The sequence below is a fragment of the Jeotgalibaca caeni genome, from assembly GCF_028863945.1.
GTDB classification, from domain to species: Bacteria; Bacillota; Bacilli; order Lactobacillales; family Aerococcaceae; genus Jeotgalibaca; species Jeotgalibaca caeni.
On the sequence record NZ_JARBEA010000012.1, the window covers coordinates 1 to 12,131 of the forward strand.

Sequence of the window (12,131 nt, forward strand, 5' to 3'; positions counted from 1 at the left end):
TATTGAACCGCCGTATACGGATCCGTACGTACGGTGGTGTGAGAGGTCGGAGCCGTGAGGCTCCTCCTACTCGATTTCCCATACAAATAAAGTTAATTATTATCTTTTTTCTTAGATTTCTTCTTTCTACTTTTTCATACGCCAATTTGTGGTAAAATATGAAGTAATTTGTGTTATCCTAGCATTAACAAAGGAAAGAAGGTACATGATTGGCTGTTTTTTCTCTTAAAGCCCCCAAGATTGCAATCGATTTAGGCACTGCCAATACGATTGTTTACGTAGAGGGAAAGGGCATCGTAGTTGAAGAACCCTCTGTAATTGCGCGAAATATTTATACGGGAGAAATTTTAGCGGTTGGGAATGAAGCCTTTCAGAAGATTGGCAATGCTCCTGGCAGTACCGTTGCCTCACGTCCACTGAAAGACGGTGTGATTGCAGACTTTGAATCAACAGTTGAAATGATCAAGTACTTTATCAAAAAAGCGGTACAGTTTTCTTTGAAGAAACCATCCATTCTCATCTGTGCACCAAGCGGTATCACCAATGTAGAGAAAAGAGCTATCATAGATGCCTCACAGCAGGCCGGAGCGAGCCATACGTTCTTGATTGACGAGCCTTATGCGGCCGCACTGGGAGCAGGATTGCCGGTTCTGCAGCCGATTGGAACGATGATTATCGATATTGGCGGCGGAACAACGGATGTTGCGACCATTTCTCTTGGAAATTTGGTTAAAAGTCGTTCGCAAAAAGTGGGCGGCGATAAAATGGACGAAGCGATTCTCACTTATGTAAAGAAAAATTATTCACTGCTTATCGGTGAACGTACAGCTGAAGCTGTTAAGAAAAAATTAGGTTCTGCAAGTCCAGTACTTGCGTCTCGTTATGGCACGTTTCAAGTGCAGGGAAGAGAAGAAGGGACCGGTATTCAAAGAACGGTCACGCTAGAAGCTACAGAAGTAGCAGAGGCGATCCAAGAAAACATTCAGGTCATCATTCAACTCGTTAAGGAAGTCTTGGAAGAAACGGCACCAGAAATTGCTTCTGATGTCATTACTCAAGGCGTAGTATTGACGGGGGGAGGAGCCTTGTTGCGAGATATAGCAGAAGTATTCCAAGAAGCACTCCAATTACCTGTTCGAGTGGCAGCAGACCCATTGCATTCTGTTGTACTAGGTACAGGAGACTCCTTAAAAAATATTGATAAATGGAAAAAGAATTACCTGCAAACTATGCGGTGAAAGTGGAAAGGAAATGAAGATTTAAGATGAATCAATTTTTTAATAACAAGAGAATGATCGTACTACTAATTTCTGTGATCATCTTTATCAGTACCATAGCCTTTTCGATCTCGCGCAATCGTGAAGATGCCTCCATTCCACAAGTTTTTCTCAATGATGTGACGGGGATTGCGACGAATCTTTTTTCCAAACCAGCGGAAGCCGTGAATCGCTATGTCGATTCCGTGGACAATTTGCTGCATACGTATGAAGAAAATCAAGCGTTGAAGAAAAAGATTGAATCGATGGATGAAATGCAAGGACGTATTTATTCTCTTGAACAAGAAAACTTGGGAATGAAAGAAGAGTTGGAATTGCAGAGCACGCTCACTGAATATGCGCGTACGAGCGCTACAGTGATTGCACGCAATCCAGATAACTGGCTGGATCAAGTGGTCATTGATAAGGGTAGTAAAGATGGTATCGAAGTAAATATGTCTGTGATGTCAGGGAACGGTTTAATTGGTCGCGTTGCTGAAGTAAGTCCGACGACTGCGAAAGTACTTCTTTTATCAACGGGGAACGACTCTGTCAACCGTGTCTCAGCAGAAATTCAAATGGCTGACACACCTGTACACGGAATTGTTGATAACTATGACGGTGAAGAGGGCACGCTGATTATGTCAGAAATTGATCCGAAAGCCAAGATCGAAGAGGGTACACCTGTTGTTACTTCAGGTCTTGGCGGACTTTCTCCAAGTTCCTTATTAATCGGCTCCGTAAAAGAAGTTCGAATGGACGAATATGGTTTGTTCCAAGAAGTGACCATTGAGCCGGCTGGTAATTTAACGGACGTCCGTTACGTAACGGTAATCATGCGTGAAAGCGAAGGTGCAGAATAATGGGACAAAATCGCGCCTTGAACCATGTTTATCTGATTCCCATTTTCCTGTATCTAGCATTGGTGTTCGATGGAATCGTGATGAATTTGTTCGCTGGGCAATTAATTGATCAAAACTATGTTTTAACGCCTCGCTTCATTTTATTAGTATTTGTTTTGTTTACGGTATTTTTTCCCAAACAACCGCTGTTTCTTTATGCGTTGTTGTTTGGGATTGTCTATGATAGCTTTTATTCGGGTGTAATTGGCCTCTATGCTGCGGGATTAGCCACGATTATGTATGTGTTGAAACGAATCCAGCCTCATATTGTACCGACTCCCATCGTAATGATTGCCTTGTTTGTTTTAGCGATTGGTTATCTGGAAATTTTTATTTTTGGCATGTATACCTTCTTAGGTTATGCAAATCTTTCCTTTGAAGTATTCTTGTCCTCGAGGCTAGGGCCAACGCTGCTGTTGAATATTATTCTGTTCCTCGCATGCTACTATCCGCTCTACCGGATGAGTCAGTGGATGTATCAGTAAAATCAATCGTAAATTTTTTTGAGATTATTTTCTTGCAATTTAAAAAAGCTGTGATATGATATTCCTACCTAATAGAAATGCGAAGAAGAGAAAAAGTAGTTTTCTTTCAATCCCTAGAGAGCTTGCGTTTGGTGAAAGCAAGTGTTTGAAGAAGATGAACACACATCTCAGAGCAAGTGAGCTGAAAAGACTTCTGTCTCGAGTAAGCGAACTCGGTCGTGCCCGTTACAGCACTAGCGTTTAGTAGTTTTGAACGCGATGAGGCAGTGTCCTGCAAAGGCATTGCGAAAAAAGGTGGAACCACGTAGCAAATAGCTATCGTCCTTTAAATTCCTATATCAGGAGTTTAAAGGACTTTTTTTATTGGTCCGCATGCAACCAATAAAACCGTTGGCGAAATCATTCCATTTCATTTGGGAAAACCATTATCCAAATTATAGGGGGAAAAGAACATGAAAAAATTATTTTTATTATTTGCATCTGTATCCATTTTGGCAGCTTGTGGTAATGAGGAAACAGAGACAGGTTCAGTAAAAGATACGTATGTAGTCGGAATTGATGAGACATTTGCTCCAATGAGCTTCCGTAATAATGAGGGAGACATTGTCGGGTTTGACGTGGATTTAGCAGAAGAAGTTGGCGAAATGATGGGAGTAACTTTTACTTTTCAGCCAATTGACTGGGTCATGAAAGAAACGGAATTGAACGCTGGGAATATTGATTTAATCTGGAACGGGTACAGTATTACAGAGGAACGGAAAGAAAAAGTTGCCTTTACCGATCCGTATTTAGACAACAAACAAATTATAGTTACATTAGCAGACAGCGATATTGAAACGAAAGCAGACTTGGCTGGAAAAGTAGTCGCAACGCAACAAGGATCCGCAACACTGGACGCTTTGAATGCAGATGAAACAGGTGTGGTTGAGGAGTTTGACGGTGGTGAGCCAATCCTTTATCCAACGTTTACCGATGTATTTAACGACTTAGATAGCGGACGCAGCGAAGCGATTGTGGTGGATGAAGTACTAGGCCGCTACATCATGAAGCAAAAGGGTCAGGAAAACTATAAAGTATTGGAAGAGAACTTCGGCGAAGAAGAATACGGGGTTGGGGTACGCAAAGATGATACTGAATTACTGGACAACTTGAACGAATCCCTAGATGAACTGAAGAAAAATGGGACCTATGATGAAATCTACCAAACTTGGTTTGCAGAGTAGGTGGCCGCTATGAAAAAATTATTCTTACTCATGAGCCTCTTATTTTTAACCGGATGTGCAGAAGCAGCAGAGCAGGAGGAAACGCTCGTCATTGGTATGGACGAGACGTTTGCGCCAATGGGATTCTTGGATGAAGACGACAATGTCGTTGGATTCGATGTTGACTTGGCGAAGGAAACGTTTGACCGACTGGGATACGATATTGAATTCCAATCCATCGATTGGGCAATGAAGGAAACAGAATTGAATACAAAAAATATTGATTTGATCTGGAACGGATACGCCGTAACACCAGAGCGCGAAGAGAAGGTCTTGCTGAGCGAACCGTACCTAGCAGATTCACAAATGATTGTCGTTCGCAAAGATAGTGACATTCAACTGAAAGCAGACTTGACTGGCAAGATCCTTTCTACCCAACAATCATCCAGCTCAATTGATAAAATTAAAGCAGATCCATCTGGAATTTATCAAGAAATTGAAGGCGACTTGGTGCTTTATCCAACTAACAACAACAGTTTCATGGACTTAGAAGCTGGCAGGGTGGATGCAATTGTAGTCGGTGAAACATACGGCAGATATTACATCAAAGAAAGCGGCAATGAAGATACATTCCGCATTTTGGAAGAGAACTTCGGTCAAGATAACGTAGCGGTTGCGCTACGCAAAGAAGATACAGATTTGAAAAAGAAAATCGACCAAACATTGGCAGAGATGCAAGAAGATGGCGCATATGACGCAATCTATCAAAAATGGTTTTTCACTGAGTAACGGAAAGAAGGAATAAAATGGAACTGCTACAAACAATTTGGCCTTCCTTACTGGATGGTTTTATCACTACACTAAAAATATTCTTCATCGTTGGGATCACCAGTATTCCCTTGGGCTTTTTGATTGCAGTCATTCGGGTTTATGCCCCAAAATGGATTGGAGCATTGGTACAGGGTTACGTTTTCGTTATGCGTGGAACTCCACTCTTGCTTCAATTGATGTTCTTTTTCTTCGGCCTTCCTTTCGTAGGAATTGTCATGGACCGATTCACAGCTGCCATTTTAGCTTTTATTATTAACTATGCAGCTTACTATGCGGAAATCTTCCGCGGCGGAATCTTAGCAATTCCGCGTGGTCAATTCGAATCGATTTCCGTACTGGGAATCGGACGGGTACGCGGATTCATCCGCATCATCATTCCTCAAGTATTCCAAGTCGTGCTTCCGTCAGTAGGGAACGAAGTTATTTCCCTGGTTAAAGATACTTCCCTCGTTTACATTTTGGGAATCGGCGAGCTTTTACGGGCCGGTCAAATTGCTTCCAACACCTATGCATCCCTCATTCCATTTTTAGGAGTAGGGGCCTTGTACTTGATGGTGACGGCAATCATTACCGTAATCTTAAACAACTTAGAAGCACGTAGAAAATATTAGGAGGAATGAAGATGCTTTTAGAAGCAACCAATCTAACGAAAGACTATGGTGAAGGAGCGGTCTTAAAGAACTTCTCCTTCACCATCGATCAAGGAGAAATCGTTGTTCTAGCGGGGAAATCAGGAACTGGAAAGACAACGTTAATGCGAATTATTAATAATCTAGAACGTGCAGACCAAGGAACCGTGGCGATTGCAGGCATTTATCTCTGTCAGGAGTCGCCAAACGGAGCGGAATATGTCTCTCGTAAAGAACGCAGACTCTATCAAAATCAAATCGGAATGGTATTCCAAGATTATTCCTTGTTCCCAAATTTAACGGTTCTGGAAAACCTATTGGAAGCTCCCTTGGCACAGAAATTGAGCAGCCGCCAAGACTTAACAAAAAAGGCCGAAGAATTATTAAATGAAATGGATATTTTAGAGCAAAAAGACCGGATGCCAAGTACGCTGTCTGGCGGCCAAAAACAGCGTGTAGCCATTGCTCGGTCCATGATGTTGAATCCAAAGGTACTATGCTTTGATGAGCCGACTTCAGCGCTGGACCGCGAGTCTTCAGACAGCATCGGACGCTTGATTCAAGGAATCGCCGAGCGGGGAACAGGTATCTTAATTGTTACGCATGACTTGGAATTTGGGGAAAAGTACGGAACTCGAATTCTTTCTTCCACCACTTTTATCTAAAAGTCATCTTTTTATTGACGGAAAGTTGGGTTTCTGGTAAACTACTCGTGTTGTAAATGTGCGCACCACAGCTACAACCGCTCGATTAGAAGTTAGGTAAGTCCCTTGTGGCACTTCGTTCGGCGAGTCTAAGTCTAATAAGGAGGTGCAGAATATATGTACGCAATCATCAAAACTGGTGGTAAACAAGTTAAAGTTGAAGTTGGCCAAGCAATCTACATTGAAAAATTGAATGTTGAAGCTGGTGAACAAGTTACATTTGAAGAAGTTGTATTCGTAGGTGGAGAAGACACTAAAATTGGTGTTCCATTTGTAGAAGGTGCAACAGTTGTAGGTACAGTTGAAAAACAAGGCCGCGACAAGAAAGTAACAACTTTCAGATACAAGAGAAGAAAAGACTCTCACCGTAAACAAGGTCATCGTCAACCTTATACAAAAGTTATTATCGACGCAATCAACGCATAAGAGATGTGAAAGCAATGATTACAGCAAAATTTAGTCACGATGAAGAAGGGCAAATTTGTTCCTTTGAAATTACCGGTCATGCCGGCTACGCGGATGCTGGAGAAGACATCGTCTGTGCTGCGGTTTCGGTTCTAGCAATCGAAACAGTTAACAGCATCGACAAGATGGTCGATCACCAAATGATCGTGAAGGAAGCGGATCAAGACGGAGGATATTTATATGCTCACGTTCAATCCAACCTTTCTCTTAAACAGCAAGAAATCTCGCAGATTTTGCTGCAGCATTTGTACTTATCACTGCAGGATGTCAGCGCGACTTATCCTGACTTTGTGCAACTAAAAAATACACAATAAAAACCGAAATAGGGAGGTGCACCTCATGTTGAAATTAAATCTACAACTATTCGCTCACAAAAAAGGGGGCGGTTCTACTTCTAACGGCCGCGATTCCGAATCCAAACGTCTAGGCGCAAAACGTGCTGATGGCCAAATGGTTTCTGGTGGTTCTATTTTGTACCGTCAACGCGGAACAAAAATCCATCCAGGCGTGAACGTGGGTAGAGGCGGAGACGACACTTTGTTTGCAAAAGTAGACGGAGTGGTACGTTTCGAACGTCTAGGCCGCGATAAAAAGCAAGTTTCTGTTTATCCAAAAGCTCAATAAGAAATAACATTTATTCCAATTTACATACACAAAAGAACTTGCGAAAGGGTAACCTGACGCAAGTTTTTTATTAGAGAAAGGGTGGAAGTGGATGAATATGGACAAACTCCAAGAACTCTTCGAGAAGTTGGATGAGGCAGTCACCTTGCTGCAAAAGGAATTGGATGTTTCGTACATTGAAGCGCTAGCCGAAACCATTCAGAACTTATCTTATGAAGGAAAAGCTCAACAAATGGACGGACTTCCTTCTGATGAAGTCATTGCACAGTTAAACCGGATGTATCGCAAGCTGAACTTGGCTGAAGAAGAACGAGAACTCGTACGGAAGTTGGTTCAAATCGGTTTTATCAAAGCCATCCGTGAAGATAAAATTCAATCCAATCATCAAATTACCCCAGATACAATAGCCTTTTTGCTTGCTTACTTTATAGATGCGATTAAGGCGAACAAAGAAGAAACCATTCATCTGCATGACTTGGCTGCCGGTTCAGGGAACTTGCTGTTTGTCGTCATGGACTACTTAAACAAACGAGGAAATCCAGTTACTGCGGAAGCAGTCGACAACGATGACCTGCTTGTTACCCTGGCTGCCAACAGTGCTCATTTGCAACAATGGGATGATCAAGTCAAGTTCACTCATTCCGACAGTCTGCAAGAATTGCTGATTGAACCAGCTGATGTGGCTGTTTCCGATTTGCCTGTAGGATTCTATCCGGTTGAGGAACGGTCGAAGAAATTTGAGACTGCTTTTGCGGAAGGTCATCCCTATGCCCACTTTTTAATGCTTGAACAGCATATGAAATACTTAAAAGAAGGCGGTTGGGGATTCTTCATTGTACCGAAAAATTTGTTTGAGAGCGATGAGACGGGTATCTTAATGAAGTGGCTGAAAAAAACAGGTTACTTACAAGGGATGCTTCATTTGCCGGAAAACCTATTCCAATCCGCACAAGCACAGAAATCTATTTTAATGATTCAAAAAGCAGGCGCAGGAGCCAAACAAGCGGAACAAGTTTTACTTGGAACCATTCCAGCCCTAAAAGATGCACGAAAAATACAGGATTTTATCAAAGAATTCCACAATTGGAGTACTTTAATGTTATAATGTTTTTGATTTGAATCAAATGTATAAATTGTTAGGAGCGAACAAGAAATGTCTAAAATTATTGCCATTAATGCAGGTAGTTCTAGTTTGAAGTTTACCCTGTACCAAATGCCTGAAGAAACAGCAATTGCTTCCGGAATTGTAGAAAGAATCGGTTTGAAAGATTCCATCTTTACTATTAAATATGGTGAAGGCCAAAAGTATAACGTGGTTGAAGACATCGACAACCATGAAATTGCGGTTGAAAAATTGTTGAAACAATTGGTTGACTTGGGAATCATTGAAAACTTTGAAGAAATTACAGGGGTAGGTCACCGTGTAGTTGCCGGAGGAGAAGACTTCAAAGAATCAACCTTGATCGATGATGAAGTATTGGCAAAAATCGAAGCACTAGGCGATTTAGCTCCATTACATAACCCAGCAAATGCTACTGGAATTCGTGCGTTCAAGAAATTATTGCCAGAAATCACAAGTGTAGCAGTATTTGATACTGCCTTCCACACAACGATGCCAAAAGAAAACTACCTTTACAGCATCCCAATGGAATACTATGAAGATTTCGCAGCACGTAAATACGGAGCGCATGGTACCAGCCATCAATACGTTTCTGAACGTGCAGCTGAACTTCTAGGCAAACCGTTAGAAGACTTGAAGTTAATCACTTGTCACTTAGGAAATGGAGCTTCCATTACTGCAGTAGACGGTGGAAAATCAGTCGATACATCAATGGGCTTCACACCGCTAGCTGGTGTAACCATGGGTACTCGTTCTGGTGATATCGATGCATCTCTATTGCCATACTTAATGGACAAATTAGAAATCACCGACATCAAAGAAATGGTTAATATTTTGAACAAAAAATCAGGAATGCTCGGACTATCTGGCGTATCAAGTGATATGCGCGATATCGAAACAGCTGCTGAAGAAGGAAATGAACGAGCACAAACAACGCTTAACATTTTCTACGACCGTGTTCGGAAATATATTGGCCAATACATTGCGACAATGAACGGCGTCGATGCGATTGTCTTCACTGCTGGTATTGGTGAAAACTCCGCAATGACACGTCAAATCATCATTGACGGCATTACTTGGTTCGGTTGTGAAATCGATGACGAGAAGAACAATGTACGTGGAGAAGAGCGTATCATCTCTACAGACGACTCTAAAGTTAAAGTGGTACTTGTGCCAACTGACGAAGAGAAAGTAATCTTGAACGACGTCATTCGTTTAGGCGCTAGCGAATAATAACAATAAAAGGCTCTCAGTTCCCTCTATAAAAGGGGCTGAGAGCCTTTTTATCTGAATTTATTTCATCTTGTTATCTAAATCCGTTCTTACAACCAGAACATCACAGGGTGCATTCCGAATGACATATTCAGAAACGGAACCAATAAATAAACGTTCCACTTTATTTAATCCAGTTGCTCCAATCATAATTAAATCAATGGGATATTGAGTGGGAAGTTCTTTGGCAATCATCACTTTCGGTGAACCATATTCAATCCTGTGCTCGATGTTTGATAGCCCAGCTTCTTTCGCAATTGCGATGTATTCATCCATCATCATTTTGGTTTGGCGGACAATCTCATCAGTGAAATTCCCTTCAAAACCACTTGGTGTCTGGATTGCTCTGGTATCAATAATGTGCGCGATGATTAATTTGGCCTTATTCCTTTTCGCCACTTCAATTGCTTTGCGAAAAGATAATTCCGATTCGTTCGAACCATCCACCGGCGCTAAAATTGTTTCGTATTCATGCAACATGTTTCCCACTCCATTCTGTTTTGTTGTTTATATAGACAGTGTAACCCAGTTGAGAAGGAATACAAAGAATTAAAAACCATTCTAGAGCTTGAAAATTTTTGCCAACCAGAAGGTAAGATAAGCAGTGTAAAAAGAAATCAGTACTAATAGAAGGGCGTAAAGAAGGGTTTGATTCAAGAAAACACTACTAAAGGTGAGAAGGGAAAAAATAAAATAAATCATTCCGCTGGTTCGAAAAGAGGATTGCGTCCTTTTGTCGATTTTTGAAGGATTTACAAATACAGAAGCGGCTTTCGTAGTAAGAAACCAAGCAACTGCAGCTAATAAAAGGGCGAAGATTGTCATCAGAATCTGAATCACACGTATTCCTCCTAAAGAAAAAAGCCGCTCAGTGAGCGGCTTCTAAAGTATAGTACTTTATAAGAAAATCCGGTGGTGCCGGTTTATGTTATTCTACTAGTTTTGAACCCGCAGTTCAATTAGGTGGGCTCCACAATAGGCCTTCTAGTGTCCATATGACGTGGCTAGCTATCGGGCGCTATATCAAGGATCCCAATGTAGTAATTATTTGTTCGGTCAACACATTGAGAATATATCGTACACCTCAGATTTCTTGTCATTATAGTAGCATATCCATTTTAGATATGCAAGGCGAATGCTTAAATGAATAATGAAAGAAAGATGATAAGATAAACATTGGTAACGGAACCATAACGGAGAGTCCGTCAAGATTTTTTGAATTTATCCAGTTGCTGCGACAGGGCTTGCTCGTATTTGCCGGTTATAACCGGATCGTAATACTGCTTATTTTTCAGCGAATCTGGTAAGTATTGTTGCTTCACCCAATGCTCTGGATAAGCATGCGGATACTGATAAGTAACCCCACGTCCCAGATCTTTTGCCCCTTGATAGTGGGCATCTTTGAGGTGAAGGGGCACTTCTCCTGCCTGGCCGCTTCGAACGTCTGATAGAGCCGCATCAATGGCTTCAATCGCTGAGTTTGACTTAGGAGACAGGGTGAGGTCGATGACGGCGTGAGCGAGCGGAATACGCGCTTCTGGAAGTCCCAACTTCTCAGCAGCTTGAACCGCAGAAACAGTACGCGCAACCGCAGCAGGATTCCCTAACCCGATATCCTCATAGGCACATACCAAGAGACGCCGGCAAGAAACGATTAATTCACCAGCTTCCAGTAAGCGAGCCAGATAATGGAGAGCCGCATCTACATCGCTGCCTCGAATGGACTTCTGGAAAGCCGAGATGACATCATAATGGGCATCGCCGTCTTTGTCATGGACCAGTGCTTTTCGCTGGAGGCATTCTTCAGCTACCGCCAAGGTGATGACAGTTTTCCCGTCTTCATTCGGTGGCGTAGATAGAGCAGCCAGTTCCAGAGCATTCAGTGAGCCGCGTAAATCCCCCATTGAGCTGCGCGCCAGATGAAGCAGTGCTTCTTCCGTAACTGTGACATTCCGTTCACCAAGACCATTCTTCGGGTCTGTGATGGCTCGTTCAATGGCTGTACGAATGTCATCAATCGAGAGCGGCTTGACTTCGAAGATTTGGGTTCGACTGCGAATTGCTGGACTGATGCTGATATAAGGATTCTCAGTAGTGGCTCCAATTAAAATGACCAAGCCACTTTCTAAGTGAGGAAGCAAGAAGTCTTGTTTTGGTTTATCCAAGCGATGAATCTCATCTAGCAAAAGAACAACTTGGCCCGAAAATTTAGCTTCTTCTACAACAATTTGTAAGTCTTTTTTTGAATCAGTGGCAGCATTTAATTGCCGAAATGCAGATTGAGTGGAGCCGGAAATCGCACTGGCGATGCTGGTCTTCCCAGTGCCGGGAGGCCCATACAGAATCATGGAAGACAGCATCCGTGCTTCCACCATGCGGCGAATAATTTTATTGGGTCCAACCAGATGTTCTTGTCCCACAACTTCGTCAATCGTAGTTGGGCGCATCCGGTAAGCTAATGGTTTTTTCATAGGGGGAGGATGAGCTCCTTTCATTTGAATAGGCGTTTCGTCCCTTTTATTATAAGCGAAGAAAACAATTAGAACAAACATTCGCTAGTAAGTTTCATAGATTAAGAGCAACACTCTTATCAAAGTAATAGATTATCGCTATAATAGGAATAGTGCAAATATGTAGAGGA

Annotated in this window: 15 protein-coding genes, 1 other RNA gene and 2 other annotated features; of the genes, 12 read left to right on the forward strand and 4 right to left on the reverse strand. The window is 42.1% G+C overall.

Annotated features, from left to right (window positions below; translation table 11 throughout):
- The first annotated feature begins 209 nt into the window (after positions 1-209).
- From mreB to PVE40_RS04055, 12 genes are all read left to right on the forward strand, one after another.
- Positions 210-1,238: a rod shape-determining protein gene (gene mreB / locus PVE40_RS04000; protein ID WP_274730598.1), complete on the forward strand. Its 1,029-nt coding sequence runs from the start codon at positions 210-212 to the stop codon at positions 1,236-1,238.
- A 26-nt stretch (positions 1,239-1,264) separates the two neighbouring features.
- Complete coding sequence (mreC, locus tag PVE40_RS04005; RefSeq protein ID WP_274730599.1) at positions 1,265-2,119, forward strand: rod shape-determining protein MreC; 855 nt, start codon at positions 1,265-1,267, stop codon at positions 2,117-2,119.
- Entirely contained in the window at positions 2,119-2,643 is a 525-nt protein-coding gene (mreD, locus tag PVE40_RS04010) for a rod shape-determining protein MreD (RefSeq protein WP_274730600.1), read from the forward strand. The genes mreC and mreD overlap by 1 nt, the downstream gene beginning before the upstream one ends.
- A 73-nt stretch (positions 2,644-2,716) precedes the next feature.
- Positions 2,717-2,972 (forward strand) — a binding site (T-box leader).
- A gap of 123 nt (positions 2,973-3,095) precedes the next feature.
- A complete protein-coding gene (locus PVE40_RS04015) occupies positions 3,096-3,866 on the forward strand; it encodes an amino acid ABC transporter substrate-binding protein (protein WP_274730601.1) in 771 nt (256 codons plus the stop codon).
- A gap of 9 nt (positions 3,867-3,875) precedes the next feature.
- Complete coding sequence (locus PVE40_RS04020) at positions 3,876-4,634, forward strand: amino acid ABC transporter substrate-binding protein (protein WP_274730602.1); 759 nt, start codon at positions 3,876-3,878, stop codon at positions 4,632-4,634.
- A gap of 17 nt (positions 4,635-4,651) precedes the next feature.
- Positions 4,652-5,287, forward strand: coding sequence for an amino acid ABC transporter permease (locus PVE40_RS04025; protein WP_274730603.1), 636 nt, complete (start codon positions 4,652-4,654; stop codon positions 5,285-5,287).
- A gap of 11 nt (positions 5,288-5,298) precedes the next feature.
- Complete coding sequence (locus PVE40_RS04030; protein ID WP_274730604.1) at positions 5,299-5,970, forward strand: amino acid ABC transporter ATP-binding protein; 672 nt, start codon at positions 5,299-5,301, stop codon at positions 5,968-5,970.
- A 65-nt stretch (positions 5,971-6,035) separates the two neighbouring features.
- Positions 6,036-6,110, forward strand: a sequence feature (ribosomal protein L21 leader region).
- Positions 6,111-6,126: 16 nt separating this feature from the next.
- Positions 6,127-6,435, forward strand: a complete 309-nt coding sequence (gene rplU, locus PVE40_RS04035; protein ID WP_274730606.1) for a 50S ribosomal protein L21 — start codon at positions 6,127-6,129, stop codon at positions 6,433-6,435.
- A gap of 14 nt (positions 6,436-6,449) precedes the next feature.
- Positions 6,450-6,788: a ribosomal-processing cysteine protease Prp gene (locus tag PVE40_RS04040; protein ID WP_274730608.1), complete on the forward strand. Its 339-nt coding sequence runs from the start codon at positions 6,450-6,452 to the stop codon at positions 6,786-6,788.
- A 25-nt stretch (positions 6,789-6,813) separates the two neighbouring features.
- Positions 6,814-7,098 carry a 50S ribosomal protein L27 gene (gene rpmA / locus PVE40_RS04045; RefSeq protein WP_274730609.1) on the forward strand — a complete coding sequence of 95 codons (285 nt, stop codon included), beginning with the start codon at positions 6,814-6,816 and terminating at the stop codon, positions 7,096-7,098.
- A gap of 91 nt (positions 7,099-7,189) precedes the next feature.
- A complete protein-coding gene (locus tag PVE40_RS04050) occupies positions 7,190-8,203 on the forward strand; it encodes a class I SAM-dependent methyltransferase (protein WP_274730610.1) in 1,014 nt (337 codons plus the stop codon).
- A gap of 48 nt (positions 8,204-8,251) precedes the next feature.
- Entirely contained in the window at positions 8,252-9,451 is a 1,200-nt protein-coding gene (locus tag PVE40_RS04055; protein WP_274730611.1) for an acetate/propionate family kinase, read from the forward strand.
- 60 nt (positions 9,452-9,511) lie between these two features.
- Here the strand turns inward: PVE40_RS04055 and PVE40_RS04060 are convergent, their stop codons facing one another.
- The 4 genes from PVE40_RS04060 to PVE40_RS04075 all read right to left on the reverse strand — a co-directional run bounded on the left by PVE40_RS04060 (position 9,512) and on the right by PVE40_RS04075 (position 11,961).
- Entirely contained in the window at positions 9,512-9,970 is a 459-nt protein-coding gene (locus PVE40_RS04060) for a universal stress protein (protein ID WP_274730612.1), read from the reverse strand.
- 81 nt (positions 9,971-10,051) lie between these two features.
- A complete protein-coding gene (locus PVE40_RS04065) occupies positions 10,052-10,330 on the reverse strand; it encodes a hypothetical protein (protein WP_274730613.1) in 279 nt (92 codons plus the stop codon).
- Positions 10,331-10,392: 62 nt separating this feature from the next.
- A non-coding RNA gene (ssrS, locus tag PVE40_RS04070) (6S RNA) lies at positions 10,393-10,584 on the reverse strand.
- A 111-nt stretch (positions 10,585-10,695) separates the two neighbouring features.
- Positions 10,696-11,961 carry a replication-associated recombination protein A gene (locus tag PVE40_RS04075; protein WP_274730614.1) on the reverse strand — a complete coding sequence of 422 codons (1,266 nt, stop codon included), beginning with the start codon at positions 11,959-11,961 and terminating at the stop codon, positions 10,696-10,698.
- Positions 11,962-12,131 lie beyond the last annotated feature (170 nt).

Coding starts and splice junctions, on each gene's coding strand:
- mreC (WP_274730599.1), top strand. CDS start 1,265: ATGAATCAATTTTTTAATAACAAGAGAATGATCGTACTACTAATTTCT.
- mreD (WP_274730600.1), top strand. CDS start 2,119: ATGGGACAAAATCGCGCCTTGAACCATGTTTATCTGATTCCCATTTTC.
- PVE40_RS04015 (WP_274730601.1), top strand. CDS start 3,096: ATGAAAAAATTATTTTTATTATTTGCATCTGTATCCATTTTGGCAGCT.
- PVE40_RS04020 (WP_274730602.1), top strand. CDS start 3,876: ATGAAAAAATTATTCTTACTCATGAGCCTCTTATTTTTAACCGGATGT.
- PVE40_RS04025 (WP_274730603.1), top strand. CDS start 4,652: ATGGAACTGCTACAAACAATTTGGCCTTCCTTACTGGATGGTTTTATC.
- PVE40_RS04030 (WP_274730604.1), top strand. CDS start 5,299: ATGCTTTTAGAAGCAACCAATCTAACGAAAGACTATGGTGAAGGAGCG.
- rplU (WP_274730606.1), top strand. CDS start 6,127: ATGTACGCAATCATCAAAACTGGTGGTAAACAAGTTAAAGTTGAAGTT.
- PVE40_RS04040 (WP_274730608.1), top strand. CDS start 6,450: ATGATTACAGCAAAATTTAGTCACGATGAAGAAGGGCAAATTTGTTCC.
- rpmA (WP_274730609.1), top strand. CDS start 6,814: ATGTTGAAATTAAATCTACAACTATTCGCTCACAAAAAAGGGGGCGGT.
- PVE40_RS04050 (WP_274730610.1), top strand. CDS start 7,190: ATGAATATGGACAAACTCCAAGAACTCTTCGAGAAGTTGGATGAGGCA.
- PVE40_RS04055 (WP_274730611.1), top strand. CDS start 8,252: ATGTCTAAAATTATTGCCATTAATGCAGGTAGTTCTAGTTTGAAGTTT.
- PVE40_RS04060 (WP_274730612.1), bottom strand. CDS start 9,970: ATGTTGCATGAATACGAAACAATTTTAGCGCCGGTGGATGGTTCGAAC.
- PVE40_RS04075 (WP_274730614.1), bottom strand. CDS start 11,961: ATGAAAAAACCATTAGCTTACCGGATGCGCCCAACTACGATTGACGAA.